This is a genomic window from Arsenicicoccus sp. UBA7492 (genome assembly GCF_002479615.1).
GTDB lineage: Bacteria > Actinomycetota > Actinomycetes > Actinomycetales > Dermatophilaceae > Arsenicicoccus > Arsenicicoccus bolidensis.
Window position 1 is genome coordinate 37,336 of the sequence record NZ_DLOE01000011.1, and the last position, 26,372, is coordinate 63,707.

Sequence of the window (26,372 nt, forward strand, 5' to 3'; positions counted from 1 at the left end):
ATCGGGGCGCGCTGGTCACCAGCTCGACGGTCACAGGCGCCACACCCCGGCGTCATTGGTCACCAGTGACGTCCCGGCGCGTCATATGAACGATCCAAAGGGTCACGGGTGACCAATGGCGGGCGTCGGTGGGCGTCGGCGTCGGTGGGGGTCAGCGGGTGAGGTCAGCGGGTGCGGCGGCGGGACGGGCCGCCGAGAGCCGCCCAGACCGTGCGGGCGCCGTTCGGCTGGTCGAGGTAGCCCCACTCGTGGGCATAGGCGCGCACGATCCGCAGCCCGCGGCCGCGCGTCTGCCACGGGGTGATGCGCACGGGCTGCGGCGTGGAGTCCGAGCCCCCGTCCGTGACGTCGACCTCGACGACCCCTTTGCGCAGGGTCCAGTGCACGCGCAGGACGTCACCGGGCATGGGCCCGGCGTGCTGCACGGCGTTGGCGACCAGCTCCGAGATGACCTGGACGGCCTCGTCGAGCGTCCCGTCGGCGACCCGCTGGTCCGCGAGGCTGGCCCGCAGCTCGGCCCGAGCCTGCTCGGCGGACGTCGCGTCCCACGGCACCATCACGGTCTGGTCGACCTCGTCCAGGTTGCGCACCCGCGGTGGCATGGGCTCGTCCTCTCGTGCAGCGGCGCGGCCGGTCCGACGGCATACGTGCCTCGGCCGACCGCCAGTGAGCAGGGGTCCAGATGACGCGTCCCCCTGCGTGGGTTCGTCCTCGCCCGGATACCCCATAGGGCTCGCGCGGAACCCCTGCACGCGGTCGGTCTCACGGGTCGGGGGCGACCTCCCGCGCGCATAGGTCGAGGGGGCGAGGGGTAGGTGAGCGGAGATATCCGTCGCCGCGAGCAAGGGAGCCACCATGAGCGACCAGCACGATCTGCGCACCGAACGATCCCACGAGGGCCTCGGCCGCCAGGAGAGCGATCGCCACGACGCCCCGACAACGGTCACCCGCAGCGAGGAGGAGCTCTTCGTCACCACCCGCCCGGTCGAGAGCGGCCGGGTGCGGGTGTCCAAGCGCGTCGTCACCGAGGAGCGGACCATCACCGTCCGCCGCGAGGAGCTCGTGGTCGAGGAGCTGCCGGCTCGGGCGCCCCTGCCGCCGGACCACGACGGCGTGACCGGCGCCGGTGACCGCGACGCACAGGGGCGGGGCAACCCCGCGAAGGAGGCAGCCCTGGCCGCGGGCGAGCCGCACCGTCCTCAGGGCCACCGCGACGACGACGGCGAGCTGCACCAGGACGCCGCGATCGAGATCGTCCTCCACGAGGAGCAGGTCGTCACGCGGGTCGTGCCGATCGAGCGCGTCCGGGTCTTCGTGGACCGGGTGACGCGCGAGCAGGTCGTCGAGGCGGAGCTCGCCAAGGAGGTCGTCAGCCTCGAGCGCGAGGACACCCCGCGCGCCGACCGCTGATCACCGACGGCTGATCACCGGCCGCTGCGGGCCAACCGCTGACGGCCGGACCGCTCTGCGACCCGCGCGCCCTAGGGCGTCGTGGGGCGGGCGGTTGGTCGGTCGAGCCACGCCTCCGCCACGGTCGCGAACGGCTCGGCCTGGGTCTCGACGAGCACGAGCATCCGCCGCGCCTCCGCCTCGGCCGACGTGACGAGCTCCGGCGGATAGGCGAACTCGACCTGGTGGTCGGCGAACTCATCCTCGTCGTCGACGTAGATGCGCCCGTTGCGGCGCTCCACGACGTCCAGGTCGAGGTCCACCATCGAGACGGTCGCCACCCCGTCCACGCGTGACCACAGGGGCACCGTCGTGATGTCCACGTAGTGCCGCACCTTGTGCGGATCCGCGTTGGTGGTGAGGACGTGCCCAGACTGGCGCGGGACGCACACCACGCTGTGGTGCTCGTTGTCGAAGGATCGCCCGGGGCGGGTGATCGGGGCGCCCACCGGCACCGCGACCCAGTGGCCGTGCTCGTCGCGGCCGAGGTAGGACCCGTCATACCTCCAGTGCGGGCCCCCGTCCCACTTGCTGAAGCGGATGGCGACGGGCTCCCCCTCGACGAGGATGAGGGGCTCTCGGGGCTGCTGCTCGTTCACCTGCCAGAGACTAGCCCCCGCCCTTTGCGACAATGGGCGCGTGCCCCTCCTCTCCCGCCTGTATGACGATCTCCTGCGCCCCGCCCTCTACTCCGTCTCGGGCGGCGACGCCGAGCAGGTCCACGCGCGCACGCTGCGCCTGATGGCCCTCGCCGAGCGCCGGCCCGAGCTGCTCGCGCCGCTGCGGTCGAGGTTGGCGACCGACGCCCCGGTCGAGGTGGGCGGGGTGCGCTTCGGCAACCGCGTGGGTCTGGCCGCCGGCATGGACAAGGACGGGCGCGCGCTGTCGGTGTGGCCAGCCCTCGGGTTCGGCTTCGTCGAGGTGGGGACCGTCACGCGGCACCCGCAGCCCGGCAACGACCGGCCCCGGCTGTTCACCCTGCCGAAGTCGGACGCCGTGATCAACCGGATGGGCTTCAACAACGCCGGGGCCGACGCCCTGGCCGACCGCCTCGACGCCCACCGCCCCGCGGTCACGCTCGGCATCAGCATCGGCAAGTCCAAGGTCACGCCGCTCGGGGAGGCGGTGGAGGACTACCGCTACTCCTTCGGCCGGCTGGCGCGGCACGCGGACTACGTCGCCATCAACGTGTCCTCGCCCAACACCCCGGGCCTGCGCGAGCTGCAGGACAAGGGCGCGCTGCGCGAGATCCTGTCCGCGCTGCGCAGCGACAGCGCCGCGGTCGGGCGGGAGGCGGGGCGCGATCTGGGGCACGAGGCACACGACGCAGCGCACGCGGTGCCGATCTGGGTCAAGGTCGCGCCCGACCTCACCGAGCCCGCACTGGCCGAGCTGCTCGCGGTCTGCCTGGACGTGGGGGTGGCCGGGATCATCGCGACCAACACCACCCTGTCCCGCTCCGGCCTGGACCAGACCGAGCTGTCGTATGCCGCGCAGCCGGGCGGCCTCTCGGGTGCTCCGCTCCGCGCTCGTGCGGTCGAGGTGGTGAGGTTCGTGCACGACGAGACGGCCGGCGCGCTGCCGATCATCGGGGTGGGCGGGCTCCGCTCGGCGGACGACGCCCTGGCCATGCGTGACGCCGGGGCCTCGCTGGTGCAGGTCTACACGGCGTTCGCGCTGCACGGGCCGATGGTGGTGCGAGAGCTGGCGCGAGCGCTGGCCTGAGTCGGCCGGCGGTGGCTTGACCGGACCCGGACAGGCCACCGCCGCCGCACCCGCGTGGCCGACGAACGGCAGGCGGAGGTGCGGCGGCGGTGCGAGAGCTGCTCGGCGGCTCAGTTCTTGAAGGCGTCCTTGACCTTCTCGCCGGCCTGCTTGAGGTTGGCGCCCATCTGGTCGCCCTTGCCCTCGGCCTGCAGCTCCTCGTCGCCGGTGACCTTGCCCGTGGCCTCCTTGGCCTTGCCGGACACGTCCTGACCCTTGTTGTCCATCTTGTCGTCGAGACCCATGAGGTTTCCCTTTCGTTCGACTGGCCCGGTCCGTGACGACCGGTTCCCCCGAACCTACCCCGCGTGAGTCCCGCTCACACCTGGCGGGCGAGTGGTGCTTTCGTCGGTCCTGGCCGCGGCCAGCTGCGGCGGGGTCACGAACAGAGCCTCCGCCACCCTGGCCCCGCGCAGGTCGGCGTCCCGCAGGTCGGCACCCAGCAGGTCCGCGCGCGCCAGGTCGGCGTCGCGCAGGTCGGCCGCGATCAGCAGCACTCCCCTCAGGTCCGCGCCGCGCAGGTCCGACCCGGCCAGTGCCGCCCGGACCAGGTCGGCCCCCGGCTTGATCCGGCGGTCGGCGCCGGTCCCGCTCCGGCCGTCGGCGCCGGGTCTGAGCCGGCGGTCGGCTCGGGCACTCCCCCGGCTGTTCGTATGCCGAGGGCTTCGCCCCGCCCGGCGCACGGCGACGCTGACGTCACGCAGGGCCGGGCCCACGCGCGCGCGCACCGCGGTCACGTCGAGCGCGAGGAGGTCCTGCGCCGTGCCGCCGGCGAGGGCGTCCACCTCCGCCGCGAGCTGCCTGCACCGGCGCGTGAGGTCGGGCGCGACGGCATACGAGATCGCCTGCGCGAGGAGATAGCTCATCTCGTGGAGCTGGTGCACGACCGGGAGGACCGAGAACATCCGCGCCGGCAGACCCGGGTCGGGGTCGTCCCGCCACGTGCGTCCGCGAAAGGTCTCCTGCATGACGCGCTGACCCGCGCCGAAGCAGTCGAAGGTCACGCAGCCGCGCCAGCCCGTCTCGGCCAGCCGGTCGTGGATGCCGCAGCGGTCGTCGATGAGCAGGTTGCCGCACGGCACGCCGCCGGGCTTGTCGACGGGGAAGTCCGCACCGCGCGAGAAGGGCAGCGCGACGCAGCACAGGCCGGCGCAGCGCGAGCAGTCCGGGCGAAGCTCAGTCACGAGGAGGGGTGAGCAGCGTGAAGATCTCGCCGTCGGGGCCGGCCGCGGCGACCAGCCGCCCGTGCTCGAAGTCCCAGGGCTCCTGCAGCACGGAGCCACCGATCTCGGGCAGCAGTGCCGCGGCGCCGTCGACGTCGTCGTGCTGGAAGCAGACGGTCCAGGCCGAGGGCACACCCTCGCCGCCGCCGGTCTGGTCCGCACCCGTCTGGCCGATGCCACCGGCGGGACGCTCGCCGCCGGGGACGCTGAACATGGAGTACGCGCCGTCGCCCATCCCGATCTCCTCGTAGGTGAACCCGAAGGTCCGCGAGTAGAAGTCCTGGGCCGCCACGTAGTCGGGGGTCATGAGGTCGAGCCAGGTCGGGGCTCCGTGCACGTCAAGGATCCGGAAACCCGTGTGCTCCAACGACTCCCACGCCCCGAAGGCGGCGCCCGTGGGATCGCTCCACAGGCCCATCCGGCCGAACGGGCCCACCTGCATGGGCTCGAAGATCGTCGTGGCGCCGGCCTCCTGGACGCGACCGCCGGTGGCCTCGACGTCGTCGGTGGCCAGGGAGACGGTCCACACGTGCGGGGAGGCCTCGAGGCCCGGCATGGTCGGCGACAGCCCGGCCACGGGCTGCCCCTGCACGGTCGCGTTGCCGTAGCCGCCGTACTGCTCGTCGGAGTCCGTGAACTCCCAGCCCAGCAGCTGGCCGTAGAAGCGCTGGGTCCGGTGCAGGTCGATCGCCATCAGGTCGACCCAGCAGGGGGTGCCCGCCGGCCAGGGTGTCGTGTGCTCGGTCATGCGGATCTCCTCCGGCGAAGGCACGAACCACGGTGGCCGTGCCGTCGGTCCCAGCCTAGCCAGCGGCACCGACAGGGTGTTCGCGTCAGCTCCCAGCACCAGGTGCGGACATCACCGGGACGTCGATGAAGGCTCAACCTATTCTGTCCGCATGTCAGCGAGCCCCGACGACGTCCGACGTCTCGAGCGCGTCTGGTCCTGGAGGTACGTCGATCCTGCGGCGTTCGCCGACGGCCTCGCGATCGTCCCCCACTCGCCGGAGAGGCTCGTCCTCGAGGCCTTCCTCGCCTGGCGGGAGCAGCGGCTCGACGAGGCGCTGACGATGGTGTCGCAGATCCTGGAGACCCCGCACCTCGCCTGGGGCTGGCGCTCCCGTGCCAGGGGCGTCCAGGGCGTCGTGCTGGTCGAGCTGGGCCTCGTCGAGGAGGGCGTGGCCGCCCACCGGGAGCAGTGCCGCCTCGCGGAGGAGGAGGACGACACCGTGGGCCTGGCCCGCGGGCTGACCAACCTGGGCAACGCGTTCGAGTTCGCGAGCCCCGACCAGTCCCGCCACTTCTACCTCGAGGCGATTGAGCTGGCGCGGACCTTCCGCGAGGAGCACACGCCGTCGGCGAGCACCGAGTCCATGGCCATGGAGGCGCTGGCCATCAGCAACCTGCACGACGTGCAGCTGCGCCACGGCATCCGCCTCGCGCCCGAGATCCCCGGCCTAGCGACGGCCGAGGAGCTCGCGCGCAAGGGCTGGCCCGAGCTGGGGCACCACATCCGCGCGGTGCGCGTGCGCACGCGGCTGGAGCTCGGCGAGACGGAGGGCGCCCTCGAGCTGGCCCGGGACCTGCCGGACCCCGCCTCCATGCGCGATGTCACCAACGCCATCAGCGTGGTCCGCACCCGAGCCGTGATCAGCGGCGTGCAGGGTCACCCCGAAGGGGGGTGCGCCCTGATCGACGCCGTCCTCCCCCGGGTGTCCCTCCCCTTCCAGATCGAGCTGCTGGATGACCTCGTGGGGCTGCGGGAGAGCGCTGGCGACCTGCGGGGGGCCCTGGAGGCATCGCGGCGGCTTTCCGAGGCGATCCTCACCTGTCACGCCTCGCAGGCCCGCACCGCTGTGCTCGCCCTCGAGGTGTGGCACCGGACCCGCGACGCGGAGGAGCTCGCGCGGCAGGCCACCAAGCGGGCCGACGGCCTGCGCGCGGCCATGGCCGACCTGCGCCGCAACCACGAGCAGGTGCGGGAGATGACGACCCGGGACGTCCTCACCGGGCTGCACAACCGGCTGCACCTGTGGGACGTGGGCGAGCAGATGACGGCGACGCCGCCGGACCAGCCGGCCGCGCAGGTGGCGCTGGCGGACCTCGACGGGTTCAAGGCCGTCAACGACAGCCGGGGGCACGCGACCGGCGACGCCGTGCTGCGGCAGTTCGCGGCGGCCCTGCGCGCCGCGGCGAGGCCCGAGGACCTGTGTGCCCGCTACGGCGGCGACGAGTTCGTGGTCGTGCGTCCCGCCGGGGTCGGTGGATCGCTCGCGGACGACCTCGAGAGTCTCACCCGGCTCGGAGCCGTGCGGGACGGTGAGCCCGTGCGCGCCAGCATCGGCGTGACGACGGTGCGCGACGGCGACTTCCAGCACGGCCTCGACCGCGCCGACCAGCTGATGTACCTCGCCAAGCAGCGCGGTGGCGCGCAGGTGGCCCGCGAGCCCGGCACCTGACCGAAGCCCCCGCCAGCAGCCCCCGGTCAGGAGCCCCGGCAGAAGCCCCCGTCAGCGCGGGTGGGTCTCCTGCCAGCGCCGCATCGCGTCCTTGAGCTCGGCTCCGAGGTAGGTGAACAGCTCCGCGTCCTCGGCCAGCTGGGATCCTGCAGGGCTGCGCTGCCCGACCGCCTCGGCGCCGGACCTCAGCACGCTGGACCACAGGTCCAGGACCTCCAGCCCGCGCACCATGTAGCCGGCCCACATGCCCCGGTCCAGCACGAAGTGGTCGCGTCTCGACCCGCGCTCCCGGGTCCGGCGCACCAGGGTCAGCTGCTCGAGATATCGCACCGCCCCGGACACCGCCGCCGGGCTGGCCTGGAGGGACTGGGACAGCTCGCTCGACGTCGCCCTGCCGTCGTCCAGGGTCAGCAGGTGCGCCAGCACGCGAGCCGACATCCGGGGCATGCCCGCCGACGCTCCGACATCCGCCAGCCGGTCCACGAACTCGTCTCGTGCCCTCATGTCTGTCACAGCCCCACACTACCCGAAGCCTTCAACTCATACATATGTAACTGAGACTTCACAAACATCTGAATGATGAGTAGTGTCGAGTCATCGGTCCGTTCCCGGACCTCTAGGGAGAAGTCAGCAATGAGCGGTGACGAGATCACCCCAGCACCAGCCCTCGAGGTCGTGGACCTCACCAAGACCTTCGGCCCCACGACCGCGCTCGACGGTCTCTGCCTGACCGTCGCCACAGGTCAGGTCCACGGCTTCCTCGGGCCCAACGGCGCCGGCAAGTCCACCACGATCCGGGTCCTGCTCGGCCTGCTCCGCGCAGACTCCGGGGCCAGCCGCGTCCTCGGGATGGACCCGTGGCAGGACGCACCCGCCCTGCACCGGCGCCTCGCCTACGTCCCCGGAGACGTCAGCCTCTGGCCCGGCCTGTCGGGCGGCGAGGCCATAGACCTGCTCGGGCGGGCCCGCGGGGGCCTGGACCCGCGGCGCAAGGCCGACCTGCTGGAGCGCTTCGAGCTCGACCCGCGCAAGCGGTGCCGCACCTACTCCAAGGGCAACCGGCAGAAGGTCGCCCTCGTCGCCGCCCTCGCCTCCGACGTCGAGCTGCTCCTGCTGGACGAGCCGACGAGCGGCCTCGACCCCTTGATGGAGCGCGTGTTCACCGACGAGATCCGCGACGAGCGTCAGCGCGGCAGGACAGTGCTCCTGTCGAGCCACATCCTGTCCGAGGTCGAGCTCCTCTGCGACCACGTCAGCATCATCAAGGCCGGCCGCATCGTCGAGTCCGGCACCCTCGCCGACCTGCGGCACCTCACCCGCACCCAGGTCACGGCGGTGGTCGAGCACCCCGAGATGCTCGACCACGGCAACCTCTCCGTCATGCCCGGGGTTCACGACCCCGTCGTCGAGGGCGACCGCCTCACCTGCCAGGTGGACGACCACGCCCTGTCCGACCTGCTGGCGCGCCTCGGCCCGCTCGGCGTCCGCGCCCTCACCAGCACGCCCCCCACGCTCGAGGAGCTCTTCCTGCGCCACTACGAGGGGGCCGAGCGATGAGCACCGCCACCCTCCCGCCGCGGCACCGCACGCAACGGACGCCGCGCCAGGGCCGTGGCGGCGACACCGCGATCACCGGCACCTCGCTGCTCGCGCGCGCGCTCGTGCGCCGGACCCGCTGGTCGTGGCTCGCCTGGATCGTCTGCCTGGTCGCGATCTTCCCCGCCACGGCCGGCGCCTACCGCCAGTCGGTGCCCGACACCGCGGCGGGCGCCGAGATGGCGCGCACCCTGGCCGCCAACCCGACCATGCGGGCCATCCTCGGTCCGCCGTTCGACCTGTTGAACGTCGGCCCGTTCGTCATGTGGCGGGTCGGCACCTTCGCGATCGCGCTCGCCGGGATCATGGCGATCCTGGGCGTGGTCAAGGGCACCCGCGCCGAGGAGGAGGACGGTCGCCTCGAGCTCCTGCGGTCGGGAGCCGTCGGTCGGCACGCCCCGCTCGCCGCGTCCGCCCTCGTCTCGCTCGCCGGGTGCGCAGCCGTCGGGCTGCTGGCCGGTGCCGCGATGGCCGGTCCCAGCGGCGACGTCATCGGGTCGGTCGCCCTCGGCCTCGCGGTGGGACTGGGTGCCGCGGTGTGGGTCGGCGTCGCCGCGGTCGCCGCGCAGGTCACCGAGTCGGCGCGAGGCGCAAGAGGTCTCGCCCTCGGAGCGCTGGGCGCGGCATACGGCCTGCGAGCCGTCGCCGACGGCTCCGACCCGATGATCACCGGGCTCCAGTGGGCCAGCCCGCTGGACTGGCCGGCCCTGTCCCGACCGTATGCCGACGAGCGCTGGCTCGTCCTGCTGCTGCCGGCCGCCCTCACGGCTGCCCTGGTGGCCCTGGCGTTCGTCCTCGAGGGACGGCGAGACCACGGCGCGGGGCTGCGACCGGCTGCCCTTGGGCCGGCCGACGCCTCGCGCTCCCTGCGCGACGCCCCGTCGTTGACCTGGCGGCTCGACCGCACCACCGTCGTCTCGTGGTCGATCGGGCTGGCGATCTTCGCCTACGGCATGGGGACCCTCGCGTCCAGCCTCAGCACGCTGCTCGCCGACAACCCCGTGCTCGCCGAGCGATTCCGCAGGATGGGCGCCGGGGCGCAGGACCTGCAGGACGCGTTCTACGTCGCCATGATCGGCATCCTCGTGCCGATCGTCGCGCTGCTCGCCCTGCAGCTGTTCGGTGTCCTGCGCCGCGAGGAGGAGCGCGGCCACGCCGAGCTGCTCCTGTCGACGGCGGTCTCCCGCCCGCAGCTGCTCGTCAGCCACGTCGCCGCAGCCGTGCTCGTCCCCACCCTCGTCCTGGTCGGGCTCGGCTTCTTCATGGCGCTGCCGCAGGTCGTCGCCGGCGACGGGCTCGGTCTCGCCGTCACCCTCGCCGGGGCGGGCCTGGCCCAGCTGCCCGGGGTCCTCCTCGTCCTGGGGCTGGCCGTCGCCCTCCACGGCTGGCTGCCCCGGCTCGGCCTGGTTCCCTGGCTCGTCGTCGGCTGGTCGCTGGCCATGTCCTGGTTGGGGGAGGTGATGGGCCTGCCCGAGGCGCTCGTCCGAGCCACGCCGTTCGCCCCGCTCCCCCGCCTGCCCGTAGAGCAGCTGGCGTGGACGCCGATCGTCGTGAGCCTGCTCGTCGCCCTGGCCCTGATGGCCGTCGGCCTGGTCGGCTACCGGCGGCGGGACCTGTCAACCGGATGAACTCTGAGTGAACCCCCCTGCCCCTGCGGGGCGAAGTCCGACAGCATGGCGTCCCACGGGCATGACCAGCACGGACATCGCCCCGGGGGGCACGACGGGCAGGGGGACCCGCATGAAGCGCATGGTGGGCGTGGCGCTGGCTGCGCTGCTGGCGGTGGGGGTGGTGCTCGCGGTCGTCCTCGGGCCCCGGATCGGCCGGGACGACCCGGGGGCGGGATCCGGCAACGGGGCGGGAGCTGCCGGCGCGACCACCTCGGGGCTCAGGACGGTCCGTGGCGCCGTGGGGTCCGAGAAGGAGGCCTTCTTCCGTGACGCCACGGTGCGTCAGGCCTTCGCCCGGCACGGGCTCGACGTCCAGGTGACCCCGGTGGGATCACGTGACATCGCGGCCATGACGGACCTGGCCACCTACGACTTCGCGTTCCCCTCGTCGGTCCCGGCGGCCGACCGGATCCGTCGTGCAGGCAAGTCCAAGGGCACCTACTCCCCGTTCTTCTCGCCCATCGCGGTGGCGTCCTACCGACCGATCGTGGACGTCCTGCGCCGCCAGGGCATCGTCACCAGCGGGCCGGGAGGCGCCCAGACGATCAGCATGGCCAAGTACTACGCGCTGGCGCAGAAGGGCACCCGCTGGGACCAGATCCCCGGCAACGACGCCTACCCCGCCGGCAAGAACGTCCTCATCACCACCACGGACGTCCGGCGGTCCAACTCCGCCGCGATGTACCTCGCCCTCACCAGCTACGTGGCGAACGGCGGGCGCGTGGTCCCGTCCTCGACGGCCGCGGCCCAGGTCGTGCCCAAGGTGTCGCCGCTCTTCCTCGACCAGGGGTATGTCGGCGGGTCGAGCGAGGGACCCTTCGAGGACTACCTGTCGGCCGGCATGGGCAAGACGCCGATGGTGCTCATCTACGAGTCGCAGTTCCTCGACCGCCAGATCCGCAAGGACGGCTCGATCACCCCCGACATGGTCCTGCTGTATCCCACCCCTGACGTGCTGTCCAAGCACACGCTGGTCGCCCTGGGGGACACCGGGAGCCAGGTCGGCCGCCTGCTGACCTCGGACCCCGAGCTGGTCCGGGCCGCCGCCCGCTACGGCTTCCGGCCGCAGCAGCGCGCCGTGCTCACCTCGGTGCTCAAGGAGGCCGGGGTGGCGCCGCCCCCCGACCTGGTCGACGTCATCGAGCCCCCGACCTACGAGGTGCTCGAGTCGCTCATCACCGGCGTCGAGAAGCTCTACGGCTGAGGGGGATCGACGATGCACAGGTTCCATCGCGCAGCAGGCACCGCCGCCGTCCTCGTCGTGGGCGTCGTCGGCTCGCTCGGTCTAGCGGCCTGCGAGTCCACGCCGGACCGCACCGGGTCGACGGCCAGCGCCTCGTCGGCCTCCGCCGCCGACCCCTCGACCCTGCGCCTCCTGGCGGGATCGGAGGTCAAGGACATGGCCCCGATCCTGGAGGAGGCGCGGCAGGCCACCGGAGTCACCGTCGAGCTCCACTACGCAGGCACCCTCGACGGCGCCGAGCAGGTCGCCTCCGGCGCCGCGGGCCGGTCGTACGACGCCACCTGGTTCTCCTCCAACCGCTACCTCGGGCTGCTGCCCGGCGGCAACCAGGCGCTGGCGTCCTCGACCAAGGTCATGGCCTCCCCCGTGGTCCTCGGCGTCCGCCCCGCCAAGGCCACCGAGCTCGGGTGGGACCGCACGCCGCCGACCTGGGCGCAGATCTCCCAGGCCGCGGCGGCCAAGAAGTTCACCTACGGCATGACCAACCCCGCCACCTCCAACAGCGGCTTCTCCGCGCTGGTCGGTGTCGCCACGGCGCTCGCCGGGGGCGGATCGGCGATCGACGGCCGACGGGTCGCGGCCGTCAAGCCGCAGCTGACCCAGTTCTTCTCCGGGCAGAGGCTTACCTCGGGGTCGTCGGGCTGGCTCGCCGAGCGCTTCCTCGAGCAGAGCGCGAACGGGCAGAGCGGCTCCGGCGGCTCGAGCCGGTCCGTGGACGGACTGATCAACTACGAGTCGGTGCTGCTGGGCCTGGGCGAGGGCGAGAGCACGGCGTCCAGCCGGCTCACCCTCGTCCGCCCCAAGGACGGGGTCGTGTCAGCCGACTACCCGCTGTCCCTCCTGACCACGGCCCAGGCCAAGCGCGGCGCCTACCAGAAGCTCGCGGACTGGCTGCGCACCCCGGACGCCCAGCGGGCGATCATGCAGCGCACGCACCGTCGACCCGTCGTGCCGGGCGTGCCGCTCGACCCCGCCTTCGGTCGGCAGCTGCTCGTGGAGCTGCCGTTCCCGGCCCAGCGCAGCACCGCGGACGGGCTCATCGCCACCTACCTCGACGAGGTGCGGCGACCCAGCCAGACGATCTACGTCCTGGACGTGTCGGGGTCCATGAACGGTGACCGGATCACCCAGCTCAAGCGCGCGTTCGCCACCCTGTCCGGGCAGGACGTGACCGGCACCGAGCAGTTCACGACCTTCCGCCCCCGCGAGCGGGTGACCGTGATCCCGTTCAGCGACGAGGCCCGACAGGCCGAGTCGGTGCAGCTCGACCCCCGTGACCCCAAGGCTCAGCTCGGGGCCATCAACCGTGAGGTCTCGGCGCTGCAACCCGCCGGGGGCACGGCGATCTACTCCGCCCTGGACCGGGCGTACCAGACGGCGCGCGAGCAGGTGCGGGCCAACCCCGACACGTTCACGTCGGTGGTGCTGATGACCGACGGCGAGAAGACCGCAGGGATCGACGCGGCGCAGTTCCTGCGCACGTATGACGGCCTCCCGGACGAGGCGAAGGCCGTCCCGACGTTCACCGTGCTCTTCGGGGAGTCCGACGCCGACGAGCTGCGCGAGATCGCCACCCGCACGCACGGCAAGGTGTTCGACGCCCGCACCTCGTCGCTGCCCGCCATCTTCAAGGAGATCCGTGGCTACCAGTAGGTCCGAGAACCTCGGCTCCCGGTTCGCCCGCTACCTGGGCTCGACGCGCAACATCGTCGGGTCGGTCGCAGCCCTCGGCGCGCTCGGCGCCACCGTCCCCACGGGCGTCGCCGGACCGCTGTGGCCCCTCGTGGTCGCGGGGACCTACGGGATCGGGGCGCTGCTGAGCCCGCGCGAGCGCGCCAGCTTCGCGCCGTCCGGGTTCGCGTCGACCCGGGCCCAGGCCGCGGAGCTCCAAGGGCACCTCGCCGAGCTCGGAGCGCGCGTGCGCCGCTACGACAATCGCCTGCCCGACGACGTGCTCACGGCATACGGCCGGATCGAGGAGGGGCTGTCCGAGGTGCTGGTCCGCGCGGACTCGCTCACCGCGGAGTCCGACCGGTTCTTCGTCGTCGGCCGCATCGTCGACGACTACCTGCCGGCCGCGCTCGAGACCTATGCCAACCTGCCGCGGTCCTTCGCCATGCGGCACCGCGCCGAGGGGCGGCGGACGGCCCACGAGGAGCTCCTCCACCAGCTCGGCATCATCGAGACCCAGATCGAGCAGATCGCCGCGGCCATCTATGCCGGTGACGCGGAGACGCTCGCCGCCAGGAGCAGGTTCTTGGAGGATCGCTTCGCGGACTCCTCGTTGCGGCTCCCGCCCCGCCCGTAACCGGTTCTCCGGCGCCGAGATCCAGCCGACAGCATCCACACGCCGGCCCTCAGGACGCAGTCGACCGGGCTCCCCGTGAAGGACCCGGCCGGGCGCCTCCCCCTCGCGCGCCCGACCGGGCGTCCTCCTGGGAAGCCCGGCTCTCGGGATAGGATACAACACCCGTTGTGCCGATAATGGGTCCATGCCCGATCGTCGTACCTCCGTACTGGAGGCCGCCATCCAGCTCCTCGCCCAGGGCGGCACCAGGGGGCTGTCTCACCGCTCCATCGACCGGGCGCTGCGAATCCCGTTGGGCAGCACCGCTAACTACTTCCCGACGCGGCAGTCCCTGGTGGACGCGATCCTGCTGCAGATCGAGGCGCGGGACCTCCAGGCCTACTACCAGATCGCCCCCGGATCCGATGTCCAGGATGTGGACCACCTCGTGACCTTCCTGGTCGAGTTCATCCGGGTGGCCGCCCTCGAGGACGGCGGCGTCCACACGCGGGCCCGCCTCGCCCTCGCCTCCGACGGGGGCGTCCACCTCTCCGAGCACCGTCGCCGTCAGGTCGCAGGCCTCGCCGAGCTCGTGGAGGCGGTGGGCACCCCGGCGCCCTTCCGGGTCGCGATGACGGTGTCGGCGCTCATGGACGGGACGATCCTCCACCTCATGACGGGCCAGGTCGAGCTGGACCCGGACGCCACCCGATCCGCGCTCCACCAGCTGCTCAGCCCCTGACCCTCGCCCCGCGCGCAGACGCCGACCGACCCGGCCTAGGCTCGGCGCATGACCGCGTCACCCGGCCGCCGCATCGGCCTGCTACCCAAGATCATCATCGCCATCGTGCTCGGCATCGTCTGCGGGCTCTTCTTCCCCGACTGGCTGACCCGGGTCTTCGTGACCGTCAACGGGCTGTTTGGCAACTTCCTGGGCTTCGTGATCCCGCTGATCATCCTCGGGCTCATCGCCCCGGCCATCTCCGAGCTCGGCGCGGGCGCCGGCAAGTGGCTCGCCGTCACCACCGCGATCGCCTACGGCTCCACCCTGTTCGCCGGGCTCCTCGGCTTCGGGGTGAGCATGGCGGTGCTGCCCGGCCTGCTGGCGGACAAGAAGGTCGGCTCGGTCACCAACCCCGAGGACTCCCTGCTGGCGCCGTACTTCAAGGTCGAGATGGCCCCGGCCTTCGGCGTCATGACCGCCCTGCTCCTGGCCTTCGTGATCGGTGTCGCGCTCACCACGATCAAGGGCGACGTCATCCACCGCGGCTTCGTCGAGTTCCGCGAGATCATCAACAAGGTCATCACCGCGATCATCATCCCGCTGCTGCCGCTCTACATCTTCGGCATCTTCCTCAACATGACCGCGGCGGGCGAGACCTTCAACGTCATCACGACCTTCCTCGGCGTGATCCTCATGGTCTTCGCCCTGACGGTGGTCCTCCTGCTCATCCAGTACTCCGTCGCGGGCGCCATCGCCCACCGCAACCCGCTGCGGATGCTGCGAGAGCTGCTCCCGGCCTACGCCACCGCCCTCGGCACCTCGTCCTCCGCCGCGACGATCCCCGTGACGCTGCGCCAGACCATCCGCTCCGGCGTCTCGGAGCCCGTGGCATCGTTCGTCATCCCCCTGTGCGCGACCATCCACCTGGCCGGCTCGACGCTCAAGATCACCTGCTTCTCGCTCGCTGTGATGCTCCTCTACGGCCTCCCCATCCACACCGGGACCATCATCGGCTTCATCATGCTGCTGGGCATCATGATGGTCGCCGCCCCCGGCGTCCCCGGCGGCGCGATCATGACGGCCACGGCGCTGCTGCAGAGCCAGCTCGGGTTCAACGAGGGGCAGGTCGGCCTGATGATCGCGACCTACATCGCGATCGACTCCTTCGGCACGGCCACCAACGTCACCGGAGACGGGGCCATCGCGCACGTCGTCGACACGCTCGCGCGACGCGACCGGCGCCGCCACGGCGAGCCGGACCTCCCCGCCGAGACGGCCCTCGCCTGACCGAGGTCGAGCCCTGGCGTCAAGCGTCGGCGAAAGGGCCCCCGAGCACGCTGCTCGGGGGCCCTTCGACGTCTCCGGGACGAGCGGTCGTCAGTCCGCGGCGACGGCCAGCAGACCGCCGGTGATCGCGACGTTGGACATGAAGTGGTTGCGCTCGACGAAGGCCTTGCGCGGGTCGTCCATCGACCAGAACGCGTGGCCCACGACGTTGGTGGGCTGCAGCAGGGCCGCGAGTGCGAGCGCCGAGGCACGCGGCGCGATGCCCAGGGCCAAGGACGCACCGCAGGTGATCATGGCGGCGCCGTTGAGCCGCACGAGGTCGGCCGGGGCGGCGAGGTCGGGCAGCCCGTAGCGCTGCCGGGCCGCGTCAAGCAGCCCGCCGGTGTAGGTCTGGTCCTTGAGCTGGTTGAGACCTCCCATGACGAACAGGGAGCCCAGCATCAGACGGGCGGCGGCCTTGACGGGGTGGATCATCGGGAGCCTACGGGAGGTCGGGGTGCGTGGGGTCCACGCTACTGCGCGGCCGTCCCTGCCCCCAGCGCGCCTGAGAGGATGAGGCATGACCGAGCTGCCCGTCCTCGACCTGCGACGGGCGCGCGTGGTGGCCCCCGCGCCGGGGGACGGCCCCGGGAGCTGGGCTGGGGCCGCCACGGGGCGAGCGCGGCACCCGGGTCACGGCCTGGCTCGGCGACGATCCGCTGACCGGGACCTACGACGGGCGACCGGACGCACGCCGCGAGCGCGCCTCACGCGACTCACGTGGCCCCGCGGGTCCGACGGCTCACATGGCTCCAGCGCCTCGACCGCGGCGCGGTGCTGGTGGGGGCCTCAGGCGAGCTGGAGCGTCGCGACGCAGGTGGGGCTCGTGCCGTCGGTGGCGAAGGGTGCCTTCACCGTCTTTCCGTCATACGCCACCGTGATGGTGCCGGTGACGTCGCGGGGCAGCCAGAAGCCCACGAACCCGTTGGCGTAGGTCGTGACCTGCTCGTCCACGAGGGCCTTGCCGGCCGCGTCGGTGATGGTGACCTTCATGGCCTTGCCGGCGAGCTCGCCCTGGCAGCCGGTGAGGTGGTGGTAGAAGCACTCGTGCGTCTGCGAGACGTAGGGCGCCATCGAGAGGTAGAAGGAGTCGCTGGGGATCGGCAGCGCGGCGGTGGCGCCGGAGGCGTCGGTCAGCTGCAGCTCACCCTGGCGGACCGAGCCCTTGAGCCCCTTGGCCTTGTCGTCCTGGCTGCGGTCCAGCTCGGACACGATCGCCTTGACGTCCTTGCCGGCGAGGCCGTTGCGGGCCAGGAAGGCCTGGGCGTCACCGGCCGCCGCGCCGGATCCCTGGGTCGACCCCGACGCTGACGACGACGCAGCCGCGCTGGGGGTCGCGGTCGCGGCGTTCTGGGAGGAGGCGTTCTGGGCGGTCTGGCTCGAGCATCCCGCGAGGGCGAGGGCCAGCGAGAGGGCGGCGACGGTGAGGGCTCGGGTGCGCATGGGGGCTCACGCTCCTAGGGGTGGATGCGCCGGGGGCGGTCGAGACTCCATGGTCTCAACCGCCCCCGGCCGCTCGCGCACCGGCCCCCGCATCAGGCGTGAGGGTGCCCCTGCACCTTGTCGACGAGCTTGACGCCCTCGACGTCGACGTCCGGCACGATCCGGTCGAGCCAGCGAGGCATCCACCACGCGCGCTCGCCGAGCAGGTGCATGACGGCGGGCGTCAGCGTCATCCGGATCAGGAAGGCGTCGATGAGGACGCCCAGGGCCAGGCCGAAGCCGATCGGGCGGATCATCGTCAGCTCGGCGTGCACGAAGCCCGCGAAGACCGACACCATGATGATCGCCGCCGCCGTCACGACCGCGGCCGCGTGGCTGAAGCCCGTCCGCACGGCCCGGCGTGCGTCCTCGCCGTGGACGTGGGACTCGCGCATCCCCGAGACGAGGAACATCTGGTAGTCCATCGCCAGGCCGAACAGCACCCCGATGAGCAGGATGGGCAGGAAGCTGAGGATGGCGCCGGGGTTGGTGACCCCGAAGATCGACCCGAGCGTCCCCTCCTGGTAGACGGCGACCACGCCGCCGAACGCCGCGGCCAGCGAGAGCAGGAAGCCTCCGGTCGCGATGAGGGGGACCACCACCGAGCGGAACACCATGAGCAGCAGCACCAGCGACAGTCCGACGACGATCAGCAGGTAGGGCGGCAGCGCGTCGGCGAGCTTCTGGGAGATGTCGATGTTGGCGACGGTCTGCCCGGTCACCTTGACGTCGGCCCCGGTGACCTCCTTGATGAAGGGCGCGTCCTCGCGGATCTGGTGGACGGCGTCCACCGTCGCCTGGTCGGCCGGGCCCTTCTTGGGGATGGCCTGGTAGACCGCGGTGCGCCCGTCCTTGCTGAGGCCGGCGGGCATCACGCTGACCAGGCCGGAGTTGAGCTTGAGAGCCTCGGCGACGTCGAGCTGGCGGTCCTTGGCGGCCAGCTCGTCGAGCCCGGCGGGCAGCGTGGCGACGGCGACGATGGGTCCGTTGGCGCCCTCGCCGAACTTCTCGCCGATGGTGGCGTAGGCCTGGTAGCCGGTGGACGACTGAGGCTCCGACCCCCCGTCCGGGAGACCGAGGCGCAAGCCGGCGGCCGGGGCAGCCAGGAAGGCCACGAGAGCCAGACCGGCCACGATCGCGGGCCAGGGGTGACGCGTGACGATCGCCCCCCACCCACGGTCGGCGTGCTCGGCGTCGCGCGGGTGCTCGTCCGTCAGCGACGCGCCGCGAGCGTTGAAGCCGTGCTTGCGCCACGTCCGCCGCGGCAGCATGCGGTGGCCCGCGAGCGACATCAGGGCCGGCAGCAGGGTGAGGTTGATGAGGACGGCGCAGGCCACGGTCCCCGCCGCGGCGAAGCCCATGGTGCCGAGGAAGCCGATACCCGTCACGGCGAGCGCGGCCAGCGCGATGAACACCGTCATCCCCGCGAAGGTCACGGCGTTGCCAGCGGTCCCGACGGCGAGCGCGATGGACTCGGTCCGACCCATGCCGGTCTTGAGCTGCTCGCGGTGCCGGTTGACGATGAAGAGCGCGTAGTCGATGCCGACGGCGATACCGATCATCAGGCCGAGGGCAGGTGTCACGGAGTTGAGCTCGACGACCTTGCTCAGCGCCAGGGTGGCGCCGGTGCCCAGCGCGACCCCGCCGATGGCCATGAGCAGGGGCAGGCCCGCCGCGACGAGGGTGCCGAGCATGACCATCAGGACGATGGCGGCGATGACGATGCCGATGATCTCGCCGGGGCCGATGACGCTGGAGACGTCCTCGATGAGCTCCTTGCCGAAGTAGGTCTTGACGCCGGTCTTGGCCAGCTGCCCCTCGAGGGCCGTGACCTGCTGCCGCTGCTCGGGGGAGACGCTGTGGATCTCGTCCTTGAAGCGCACCTGCGTCATGGCGGCGGTGCCGTCCGCGGAGACGAACCTCGTGTCCTTGGTCAGGGCGACCTCGCGCTGACCGAGGGCCAGCTCGCGCTTGCCGCGCTCGAGCTGGGCGCGTCCGTCGGCGAGCTGCTTGGTGCTGGCCGCGAGCTTGGCCCGCGCGTCCGTCAGCTGTTGGCCCTTGAGCAGCCCGAGCCTGGCGGCCCCGTCGACCTGACCCTGGCCCTTGGCCAGCTCGGCCTCGCCGGCGCGCAGCTTGCTCTCGCTGGCGTCGAGCTGCTTCTGGCCGTCGGCCGTCTTGCGCTGCGCCTCGTCGAGCTGCTTCTGCGTGGCGAAGGGGTCGATGGCGTCCGCCACCTGCGGGAGCGCCTCCCAGTCGGTGACGGCCTTGGCGACGGCGGCCTGCTGGGCCGGGGTGAAGCGTCCCGCCTCGGTGCGGAAGACGACCGTCCCGATACCGCCCGCCGCGTCGGGGATCTCCCGCTTGAGGGTGTCGAGGGTCTGCTGGAACTCCAGCCCTTCGACGGTCATGGTGCTGCTGAGGGGCGTACGGAAGGCCGCGGCCGCCCCGGACACACCGCCGAGCAGCAGCAGCCAGGCGATGATCACGGCCCAGGGCTTGCGGGCCGAGAGGAGGCCCAGGCGGTAGAGCAGGGTGGCCATGTGTGGAACCTTCGATCGTGAGGAGGGTCAGCGGGAGGACGGTCGCGGGCGCGTCAGCGTCCGTCGTGGAAGCCGTCGGCGAGGTAGCCCATGGCCTGGAGGAGGAGGGCGCGCAAACGATCGACAGCGCCCGAGGGCAGGCGGTGAGGATCGACACCCTCGATCTCGTCGGCCCACGCCTGCACGGCCGCACGGCCGGCCGCCGCGATCATCGAGGCCTGCACGCGCACACGCAGAGGCTCTGCTCCGTCGGGAAGGCGCGAGGCCAGGGCCTCGGCGATGCGCTCCTCCGCCGATCCCCACACGTCGCGCTCGACCCGGAGGGCACCCTCGTCGCCGCGGCACAGGTTGACGACGTCGGCCAGGCGAGCCAGCTCCCCGGGGTCGGCGTCGTGCAGCAGGGCCTCGGCGGCCGCGGCCGGCACAGGCTCGTCCCATGGCCGGGCCTCGAAGTCCGAGATCGCCCGCGCGAGGAAGTCGAGGGACGGAACCGCGAGGACGGCGTCCGTCGTCGGGAAGTAGTTGAAGAAGGTGCGCCGGGAGACGCCCGCGCGGTCTGCGACGGCGTCGGCGGTAAGGGCACCCAGGCCTTCTGCCCGAGCGATCTCGATCGCTGCGTCGACCAGGGCCGCCCGAGTCTCTCGCTTGGCGAGGTCGCGTCGGTTCTTCACGAGACGAGCCTACGCTCCTTGCACCCAGTGCACCAAATGCACTCGGTGCAAGCGCCCCCTCGCTCAGCCGCGAAGCTTCCCAGTCATGGGGACGAGCTGGTCGAGCATGCCGGCAAGCTCGGCGGGGCGGCGGTCGAGCGGACCCAGGCCCTCGTCGCCGAAGTCGGTGAACAGCCCGAGCGCGACCTGAGCCCGCACCCCGACCATCTGGAAGTTGGCGACCGAGGTGCGCCAGTGCTCGACCGCACGCACACCGCCGTCGGCGCCGTACGACACGAAACCGACCGCCTTACCGATCCACTCGCCACCCAGGCTGTCGAAAGCGTTCTTGAACGCGCCCGGCACCGAGTGGTTGTACTCCGGGGTGACGAAGACGAATCCGTCGCAGGCGTCGATCGCCTGGCTCCAGCGCGTGACCCGCTCGTCGTCGTACTGCTTCTTGGCCGCGCCGGGGACGGTGGCGCTGGTGAGCAGAGGGACGTCGAAGGCCTTGAGGTCGATCAGCTCGTAGTCCGCGTCGCCGCGAGCCTGGGCGCCCTCGAGCACCCAGCGGGCGACGGCCTCGGCCTTGCGGCCCTCGCGGATGGATCCGATGATGATGCCGATCTTCACGGTGCGCTCCTGGTAGTGGGGTTGATCCGTCAACCAGTGTGGCAGCCGAGGCACCTCCAGCGGGGGTCGTCAGCGCGCGTCCATCCCCCAGCCGTAGCTGACGAGGGGTGCGACCTCGCCGAGCACGTCGGCCAGCCCTGCCGGAACGGACACGACGTGGAACGGGGCGGGCCCGCGCCAGTGCCACACCTCGGCGGCGAAGGGGACCTCGACCGGATCCAGCAGCCTGCGCACCAGGCAAGGAGCCTACCGAGGGTTGCGGTCGATCGGCGTCCGGTGCCGTGGGGGTGGCCCTCAGCGGCGCAGGTCTCGCGGCAGCTCCTCGAGCAGTCGCAGCCAGAGCTCACTGGCGGTGGGATAGCTGGGGACGGCGTGCCGCAGCACCGACACGGGGACCCGGCCGGTGATGGCGATGGTCGCCGCGTGGAGCAGCTCTCCCGCGTCCGGACCCACGAAGGTCGCACCCACCACCATCCGTGAGCCGCGGTCGACGACGAGGGAGGCTGTGCCGGAGGCGTCGTCGCGGAGCAGGGCCGCGCCGGCTGCCCCAGTGAAGGGGACCTCGACCACCTCGACCTCAGCCTCGCCGTAGCGCTCCCGGGCCTGGGCCGCGGTGAGGCCCACCCATGCCACCTGCGGATCGGTGAACACCACCTGCGGCACGGGCACCTCCTCCGGCTCGGGCTCGGGCTCTGCGCCGGTGGCGCGGGCGGCCAGCCGCTGGCCGAGGACGCGGGCGCGGTACTTGCCCCAGTGCGTGAGCGGCGCCTCCCCGCTGGCATCGCCCACGGCCATGAGCCAGTCCGGCACCTCTCCCCGGCTGCCGTCCGAGGACGAGCTCGTATGACGGAGAAGGGCGTCCGCGTCCAGCCCCACCGTCTCGAGCCCGACGTCGTCGAGGCGCGGGCGTCGTCCCGTGGCGAGCATCAGCTCGTCGGCCACCACCTCCTCTGCCCCACCAACGATCGTGAGGCGAACGGTCCCGCCGTGGACGCGGCCGAGGCCCGTGTCCTCGGCGTCGTCACGGCGGCACTCCGTCACCTCGACGCCCGGGCGCACGTCGACGCCGGCCCCGCGCAGGGCCTCGAGCACGGCGTCGGACGCGAAGGGCTCGGCACCGCCGAGCAGCCGGTCGCCGCGGACCAGCATCGTGACGCGCGAGCCCAGGGCCGCCATCCAGGTCGCGGCCTCGCACGCGACGACACCGCCACCCACGATTACCAGCCGTTCCGGCACCTCCACCACGCCCGTGGCGTCCCGAGAACCCCACGGCTGGGCGGCGGCATACGGCTCGGGCACGACGGGGCTGCTGCCGGTGGCGATCACGACGGCGTGGCGGGCGTGCAGCACCAGCGGCGCCTGACCCTGCCGCGCGACCTCCACGGTGCGGGGACCGGTGATGCGGCCATGTCCGCGCACCACGTCGATGCCCGCGCCCTCGGCCCAGTCGACCTGCCCCGAGTCGTCGTAGTGCGACACCCACTCGTCCCGCCGCGCCAGCAGCGCCGTGACGTCGAGGTGGGGACGGGCCACACCACCGAGGTGGGCCGCGGTGGACGCCACCTCGATGGGTCGGAGCAACGCCTTGCTGGGCATGCACGCGTAGTAGGAGCACTCGCCTCCCACCAGCTCGCGCTCCACCAGGACGGCCGTCAGACCGGAGTCCTCCGTGGCGTATTGGGCGATGTTCTCGCCCACGGGGCCGCCCCCGAGGACGACGACGTCATAGGTCGGGTCGACGCTCATGCCCCCAGTCTGCCCGTGCCCGGCGTCCTACCACGGTCTGACGAGGTGTCGACCTGAGGCCGATGCCGCCGACCTCGGCCTCTGGCGAGTCTGGGGGCATGGCACACACCACCCCGCACCCTCGCCGAGGCCGCCGAGGCCGTCGAGTCCTGATCCGCCTCGGTGCGTCCCTCCTCGTTGTCTCCCTGCTCGTGCTGCTGGCGATCTGGCAGCTGGGCCCCCGCTACGGGCTCTACCTCGTGCCGCCGTCCCCGGCCGCGTACGCCGACGACGCCCTGCAGAAGATGGACCAGGGCTACTACGCGCAGGGCCCGGCGTGGGAGGCAGCGCGAGCCAAGGCCGTGCGCGACACCCGGGACGCGTCGAGCCATGCCGACACGCTGCCCGCGCTGCGGGAGGCCGTGGCCGTCGCCGGCGGCAGGCACTCGAAGATCTTCCCTGCGGGCGAGTCGCTGTCGTCCGTCGACAAGGACCGCCCGCTGCCGACCGTGACGCGGACCGGCCCGGTGACCACGATCACCGTCCCCAAGGTGAGCGCCGAGGACCAAGGCTTCCAGCAGCGCTACGCCAAGACCCTCACCCACGGGATCGCCGGCGCCGACGCCGCCACGACGTGCGGCTGGATCGTCGACGCCCGCCACAACCACGGTGGCGACATGCGCCCGATGCTGGCCGGGCTGTCCCCGCTGCTGGCAGACGGCAAGATCGCGGGCTTCGTGACGCGGACGGGCGGCACGACCGACGTGACCGTCGCCGGTGGCACGATCCGCGTGGGCGGTGCGGACGCCATGTCCGCCGAGTCGCGCCCGAAGTCCACCAAGCCCGTCGCCGTCCTGCAGGGCCCCGACAACGGCAGCTCGGGCGAGGTCGTCGTGCTGGCCTTCAAGGGTGCGCCGGGCGCACGGTCCTTCGGAGCGCCGACGGCGGGCTACTCGTCGGCCAACCAGACCGTCAGGCTGTATGACGGGACGCAGATGCTGCTGACCACCGCGCTCGACACGGACCGCCACGGCAAGACCTATGGTGGCCCGATCGCTCCCGACCAGGTCGCTCCCGTCGACACAGCCCATGAGGCAGCGCAGACGTGGCTCCAGCAGCGGTGCCGCTGATGGAGGTCAGGTGAGCAGGGCATCCGTGGCGTCGTCCGTCGCGCCACCGAAGTAGCGCTCCAGCACGGCGGAGAAGGCCGGGTCCTGCGGGTCTGCGCGATGGAAGAGGGTCATGGACGAGCGCAGCTTCATGGCGTCGATGCCACCCATCACGGAGTCGGCGGTCGCCTCCTGAGGCAGGGCCAGGAGGGCCCCACAGCACTCGTGCAGTCGAGACCCGAGGACGGAATGCGCGAGGTAGGCGCTGGCCTCGTCGAGGTCCGCGATGCCGTAGCGGACGGCCATGCCGCTGTGACCCAGCCCGCGAACCTGGGGCAGCACGAACCACATCCAGTGACTGGTCTTGCGACCGCGGCGCAGCTCGGCCAGGGCCTGGTCGTAGGTGCCGTTCGCATCCTGGGCCTGCACGAAGCGCGAGAGGTCGTCCATGCGGACCACTGTGCCACCGGATGCACAGCGCCACCCGGTGCACAGCGCCACCGGGTGCACAGCGCGGCGACTCGCTCAGGCCGTGAGGTGATGCTTCGGGCCGGGCTCTCCGGGGTCAGGCGGTTCGGGGTTGCGAGGGGCGGGGTCAGGCCGTCCGGGGTCGGGAGGGTCGACGTCCGGTGGGCTGACCTCGTGCGGGAGGGGCCCTGACGAGGACGATTCGGGAGGCCTGGGGCGCCAGCTCGCGCCGACGCGGGTGACGTCCCACTCCACGCGCGTCCCGTCGGGGGTGACGCGGCCGGTGATGTCGTGGTGGTGGATGAACGTGTGGTGGTAGTGGCAGACCAGGGCGAGGTTGTCCAGGTCGGTCGCGCCGGCGTCGGCCCAGTGGGTGATGTGGTGCGCCTGGGACCAGGAGGGCGGGGACTGGCAGCCCGGGAAGGTGCAGCCGCGGTCGCGGACGCACAGCGCCGTGCGTTGCCAAGGCTTGGCCGTGCGCTCGGTGCGCCCGACCACCAGGGGCTGCCCGTCCTTGCCGACGTAGACCCGGGTCAGGTCGGCGCCGCACGCCAGCAGGCGGGTGTCCTGGGGCAGCAGGGTGGTGCCGAGCTCGTCACGACCGGCGACGGGGCGTTCGCAGTCGCAGTCCTGGCCGGGCAGGGGTCGACCGAAGCTGTCGCGGGCCTGGTGCTCGCACGCGCGGTGCAGCGCCTCGATCGGCAGGATCAGGGCGACCTGGGTGGAGGCGCCGAGGGGGCCGGTCTCGCCCAGTCCTGCGACCCTGGCGAACGCAGCGACCAGAGCGTCCGCGCGACGCTGGCCCGCCGTGCGCAGGTCTCGCGCCCCGGTGTCGGGGTCGGGGCTGGGGGCGGCGAGTGCCGTGAGTGCCGCGTCGACGATCGCCTTGTCCGCGGGTGGCAGCGTCGCCTCCAGGCGCCACATGCCGTCCGCCAGGGGCCGGAATGCCGTCACCGCGCGTCGGGACTGCTGGCGCTCGTGCTCCCGGTCCTCGCTGGGGCGGGTGCCGAACCGGGCGAGCATCTCGTCGTGGAACTCCCGCAGGTCTCGGCGGCTCATCGAGCCCCGGGCGAGCTGCACCGCACCCTCGACGATCGCGTCGTGCGTGGCCGGCTCGGTCGCTCCGAACAGCTCGGCGATGCACTCTGCGGCGGTGATCGCGTCCCCCGGGGTGACCTCGCCGCTCGTCATCCCGTCACGCAAGGAGGCGTGGGATGCGGGGGTGGTGGCGTCGATGGCCCGGGCGATCAGGGCGGCCTCGTTGTGCTTGACCGCGGCGCCGGCGTCCACGAGCCACTGCGCCGGGGTGCGCGAGCCGGACTCCAGCACCACGCCACGGGTCTTTGCCTCGGCCGTGGTCGCGACCAACGCCCCGCGGGCGACCACCATCAGCTCCGACAGCTCGACGGCCAGAGCGGCCAGGTCCTGACCCTGGACGGACGGCAGCCCCCCACCGATCGTGCGCAGCGCGTCGAGAGCTCCGATCAGGGAGCCCCTCGCGTCGAGCACGTCGATGTACGTCATACGGTCAGAATATCGAAAGGGGACTCGAAAATGAAGGGTCTTTGGAGTTATTTGTCCATGTTTGACCCTATGCGTAGGTGGATCGACGCAGCGTGATGCTCCGGACGAAACGCCACTCGATGCGACCCGAGTCGGCGTCGAGGACGGTCTCGTCCGTCGGCCGCCAGCCAGCGCGCTCGTAGGCCCGCTTGGCGCGGTCGTTGGCATCGATGACAAGGAGCTCGAGCCGGGTCCACCCGCCGGTGCGGCCCTGCTCGTCGACCGCCCCCAGGAGCGCGGGCGCGATCCCCCTCCCCCAAGCCCCCGGATCAACGGCGAGATAGAACAGCTCGAGCGCGTCCCCCTGCGGCGCCACGAGAGCGAACCCCGCGGCCACCCCGTCCGCCTCCGCGAGCAGCAGGACCGCCCCCGGCAGGGCCAGGCGCCGGCGGATGCCGACCGTCACCTCGTCGAGCGGCCGGGTCGTCATACGGTCATGAAAGCACCGACGCCGCGACGCG

Annotated in this window: 27 protein-coding genes; 11 read left to right on the forward strand and 16 right to left on the reverse strand. The window is 72.3% G+C overall.

Translation table 11 applies throughout. The features are described from left to right. Nucleotides 1-164 precede the first annotated feature (164 nt). The gene (locus B4E97_RS03205) at nucleotides 165-602 is read right to left on the reverse strand and encodes an ATP-binding protein (RefSeq protein ID WP_019285400.1); all 438 of its coding nucleotides are present in this window, start codon (nucleotides 600-602) and stop codon (nucleotides 165-167) included. Nucleotides 603-855: 253 nt separating this feature from the next. Here B4E97_RS03205 and B4E97_RS03210 point away from each other — a divergent pair, with 253 nt between their 5' ends. Further along, nucleotides 856-1,410 (forward strand): DUF2382 domain-containing protein, encoded by a 555-nt coding sequence (locus tag B4E97_RS03210; RefSeq protein WP_286958687.1) that lies wholly within the window; start codon nucleotides 856-858, stop codon nucleotides 1,408-1,410. A 71-nt stretch (nucleotides 1,411-1,481) separates the two neighbouring features. On the opposite strand, the gene B4E97_RS03215 is transcribed toward B4E97_RS03210, so the two are convergent. Continuing rightward, on the reverse strand, nucleotides 1,482-2,048 hold the full coding sequence (locus B4E97_RS03215) for a DUF402 domain-containing protein (protein ID WP_029210208.1): 567 nt from the start codon (nucleotides 2,046-2,048) through the stop codon (nucleotides 1,482-1,484). A 40-nt stretch (nucleotides 2,049-2,088) separates the two neighbouring features. Between B4E97_RS03215 and B4E97_RS03220 the strand changes: the two genes are divergently transcribed. After that, nucleotides 2,089-3,174: a quinone-dependent dihydroorotate dehydrogenase gene (locus B4E97_RS03220; protein ID WP_286958689.1), complete on the forward strand. Its 1,086-nt coding sequence runs from the start codon at nucleotides 2,089-2,091 to the stop codon at nucleotides 3,172-3,174. Nucleotides 3,175-3,284: 110 nt separating this feature from the next. On the opposite strand, the gene B4E97_RS03225 is transcribed toward B4E97_RS03220, so the two are convergent. From B4E97_RS03225 to B4E97_RS03235, 3 genes are read right to left on the reverse strand one after another with little or no spacing between them, the layout of a single operon-like run. After that, the gene (locus B4E97_RS03225; protein ID WP_019285404.1) at nucleotides 3,285-3,458 is read right to left on the reverse strand and encodes a CsbD family protein; all 174 of its coding nucleotides are present in this window, start codon (nucleotides 3,456-3,458) and stop codon (nucleotides 3,285-3,287) included. A gap of 54 nt (nucleotides 3,459-3,512) precedes the next feature. After that, nucleotides 3,513-4,397 (reverse strand): pentapeptide repeat-containing protein, encoded by an 885-nt coding sequence (locus B4E97_RS03230; RefSeq protein ID WP_286958690.1) that lies wholly within the window; start codon nucleotides 4,395-4,397, stop codon nucleotides 3,513-3,515. Further along, complete coding sequence (locus B4E97_RS03235) at nucleotides 4,390-5,184, reverse strand: VOC family protein (RefSeq protein WP_286955731.1); 795 nt, start codon at nucleotides 5,182-5,184, stop codon at nucleotides 4,390-4,392. The genes B4E97_RS03230 and B4E97_RS03235 overlap by 8 nt, the downstream gene beginning before the upstream one ends. Before the next feature lie 151 nt (nucleotides 5,185-5,335). Here B4E97_RS03235 and B4E97_RS03240 point away from each other — a divergent pair, with 151 nt between their 5' ends. Then, a complete protein-coding gene (locus B4E97_RS03240; RefSeq protein ID WP_029210210.1) occupies nucleotides 5,336-6,895 on the forward strand; it encodes a GGDEF domain-containing protein in 1,560 nt (519 codons plus the stop codon). Between the two features lie 51 nt (nucleotides 6,896-6,946). On the opposite strand, the gene B4E97_RS03245 is transcribed toward B4E97_RS03240, so the two are convergent. Next, nucleotides 6,947-7,399 carry a GbsR/MarR family transcriptional regulator gene (locus B4E97_RS03245; protein WP_029210211.1) on the reverse strand — a complete coding sequence of 151 codons (453 nt, stop codon included), beginning with the start codon at nucleotides 7,397-7,399 and terminating at the stop codon, nucleotides 6,947-6,949. A 129-nt stretch (nucleotides 7,400-7,528) separates the two neighbouring features. On the opposite strand from B4E97_RS03245, the gene B4E97_RS03250 reads away from it, so the two are divergent. The 7 genes from B4E97_RS03250 (at nucleotide 7,529) to B4E97_RS03280 (ending at nucleotide 15,702) form a co-directional block, all read left to right on the forward strand. Beyond that, nucleotides 7,529-8,452: an ABC transporter ATP-binding protein gene (locus B4E97_RS03250; RefSeq protein WP_286955732.1), complete on the forward strand. Its 924-nt coding sequence runs from the start codon at nucleotides 7,529-7,531 to the stop codon at nucleotides 8,450-8,452. Continuing rightward, nucleotides 8,449-10,119: an ABC transporter permease gene (locus tag B4E97_RS03255; RefSeq protein WP_029210213.1), complete on the forward strand. Its 1,671-nt coding sequence runs from the start codon at nucleotides 8,449-8,451 to the stop codon at nucleotides 10,117-10,119. Before B4E97_RS03250 ends, B4E97_RS03255 begins: the two co-directional genes overlap by 4 nt. A 61-nt stretch (nucleotides 10,120-10,180) precedes the next feature. Beyond that, nucleotides 10,181-11,365: a hypothetical protein gene (locus tag B4E97_RS03260; protein ID WP_205621787.1), complete on the forward strand. Its 1,185-nt coding sequence runs from the start codon at nucleotides 10,181-10,183 to the stop codon at nucleotides 11,363-11,365. 12 nt (nucleotides 11,366-11,377) lie between these two features. Next, nucleotides 11,378-13,057 carry a vWA domain-containing protein gene (locus B4E97_RS03265; protein WP_286955733.1) on the forward strand — a complete coding sequence of 560 codons (1,680 nt, stop codon included), beginning with the start codon at nucleotides 11,378-11,380 and terminating at the stop codon, nucleotides 13,055-13,057. Next, complete coding sequence (locus tag B4E97_RS03270) at nucleotides 13,044-13,712, forward strand: hypothetical protein (RefSeq protein WP_286955734.1); 669 nt, start codon at nucleotides 13,044-13,046, stop codon at nucleotides 13,710-13,712. Before B4E97_RS03265 ends, B4E97_RS03270 begins: the two co-directional genes overlap by 14 nt. Nucleotides 13,713-13,896: 184 nt before the next feature. Further along, nucleotides 13,897-14,433 (forward strand): TetR/AcrR family transcriptional regulator, encoded by a 537-nt coding sequence (locus B4E97_RS03275; RefSeq protein WP_286955735.1) that lies wholly within the window; start codon nucleotides 13,897-13,899, stop codon nucleotides 14,431-14,433. 48 nt (nucleotides 14,434-14,481) lie between these two features. After that, nucleotides 14,482-15,702, forward strand: a complete 1,221-nt coding sequence (locus B4E97_RS03280; RefSeq protein ID WP_286955736.1) for a dicarboxylate/amino acid:cation symporter — start codon at nucleotides 14,482-14,484, stop codon at nucleotides 15,700-15,702. A 90-nt stretch (nucleotides 15,703-15,792) separates the two neighbouring features. Here the strand turns inward: B4E97_RS03280 and B4E97_RS03285 are convergent, their stop codons facing one another. The 7 genes from B4E97_RS03285 to B4E97_RS03315 all read right to left on the reverse strand — a co-directional run bounded on the left by B4E97_RS03285 (nucleotide 15,793) and on the right by B4E97_RS03315 (nucleotide 22,792). Beyond that, the gene (locus tag B4E97_RS03285) at nucleotides 15,793-16,176 is read right to left on the reverse strand and encodes a DoxX family protein (RefSeq protein ID WP_239265862.1); all 384 of its coding nucleotides are present in this window, start codon (nucleotides 16,174-16,176) and stop codon (nucleotides 15,793-15,795) included. Between the two features lie 354 nt (nucleotides 16,177-16,530). Then, complete coding sequence (locus B4E97_RS03290; RefSeq protein ID WP_286958695.1) at nucleotides 16,531-17,184, reverse strand: CueP family metal-binding protein; 654 nt, start codon at nucleotides 17,182-17,184, stop codon at nucleotides 16,531-16,533. 92 nt (nucleotides 17,185-17,276) lie between these two features. Beyond that, on the reverse strand, nucleotides 17,277-19,763 hold the full coding sequence (locus tag B4E97_RS03295; RefSeq protein WP_286958696.1) for an MMPL family transporter: 2,487 nt from the start codon (nucleotides 19,761-19,763) through the stop codon (nucleotides 17,277-17,279). A gap of 53 nt (nucleotides 19,764-19,816) precedes the next feature. Then, on the reverse strand, nucleotides 19,817-20,434 hold the full coding sequence (locus tag B4E97_RS03300; protein WP_286955739.1) for a TetR/AcrR family transcriptional regulator: 618 nt from the start codon (nucleotides 20,432-20,434) through the stop codon (nucleotides 19,817-19,819). Nucleotides 20,435-20,497: 63 nt separating this feature from the next. After that, nucleotides 20,498-21,046, reverse strand: coding sequence for an NADPH-dependent FMN reductase (locus tag B4E97_RS03305; RefSeq protein ID WP_286955740.1), 549 nt, complete (start codon nucleotides 21,044-21,046; stop codon nucleotides 20,498-20,500). 69 nt (nucleotides 21,047-21,115) lie between these two features. Beyond that, nucleotides 21,116-21,280, reverse strand: coding sequence for a DUF1905 domain-containing protein (locus tag B4E97_RS03310; RefSeq protein ID WP_286955741.1), 165 nt, complete (start codon nucleotides 21,278-21,280; stop codon nucleotides 21,116-21,118). 60 nt (nucleotides 21,281-21,340) lie between these two features. Continuing rightward, nucleotides 21,341-22,792: a dihydrolipoyl dehydrogenase family protein gene (locus B4E97_RS03315; protein ID WP_286955742.1), complete on the reverse strand. Its 1,452-nt coding sequence runs from the start codon at nucleotides 22,790-22,792 to the stop codon at nucleotides 21,341-21,343. A gap of 98 nt (nucleotides 22,793-22,890) precedes the next feature. On the opposite strand from B4E97_RS03315, the gene B4E97_RS03320 reads away from it, so the two are divergent. Further along, nucleotides 22,891-23,901 carry a S41 family peptidase gene (locus B4E97_RS03320; RefSeq protein WP_286955743.1) on the forward strand — a complete coding sequence of 337 codons (1,011 nt, stop codon included), beginning with the start codon at nucleotides 22,891-22,893 and terminating at the stop codon, nucleotides 23,899-23,901. Nucleotides 23,902-23,907: 6 nt separating this feature from the next. On the opposite strand, the gene B4E97_RS03325 is transcribed toward B4E97_RS03320, so the two are convergent. From B4E97_RS03325 to B4E97_RS03335, 3 genes are all read right to left on the reverse strand, one after another. After that, nucleotides 23,908-24,330, reverse strand: coding sequence for a DUF1810 domain-containing protein (locus tag B4E97_RS03325; RefSeq protein ID WP_286955744.1), 423 nt, complete (start codon nucleotides 24,328-24,330; stop codon nucleotides 23,908-23,910). 75 nt (nucleotides 24,331-24,405) lie between these two features. After that, nucleotides 24,406-25,872, reverse strand: a complete 1,467-nt coding sequence (locus tag B4E97_RS03330; RefSeq protein WP_286958697.1) for an HNH endonuclease signature motif containing protein — start codon at nucleotides 25,870-25,872, stop codon at nucleotides 24,406-24,408. A 67-nt stretch (nucleotides 25,873-25,939) separates the two neighbouring features. Beyond that, the gene (locus B4E97_RS03335) at nucleotides 25,940-26,341 is read right to left on the reverse strand and encodes a GNAT family N-acetyltransferase (RefSeq protein WP_286955746.1); all 402 of its coding nucleotides are present in this window, start codon (nucleotides 26,339-26,341) and stop codon (nucleotides 25,940-25,942) included. Nucleotides 26,342-26,372 lie beyond the last annotated feature (31 nt).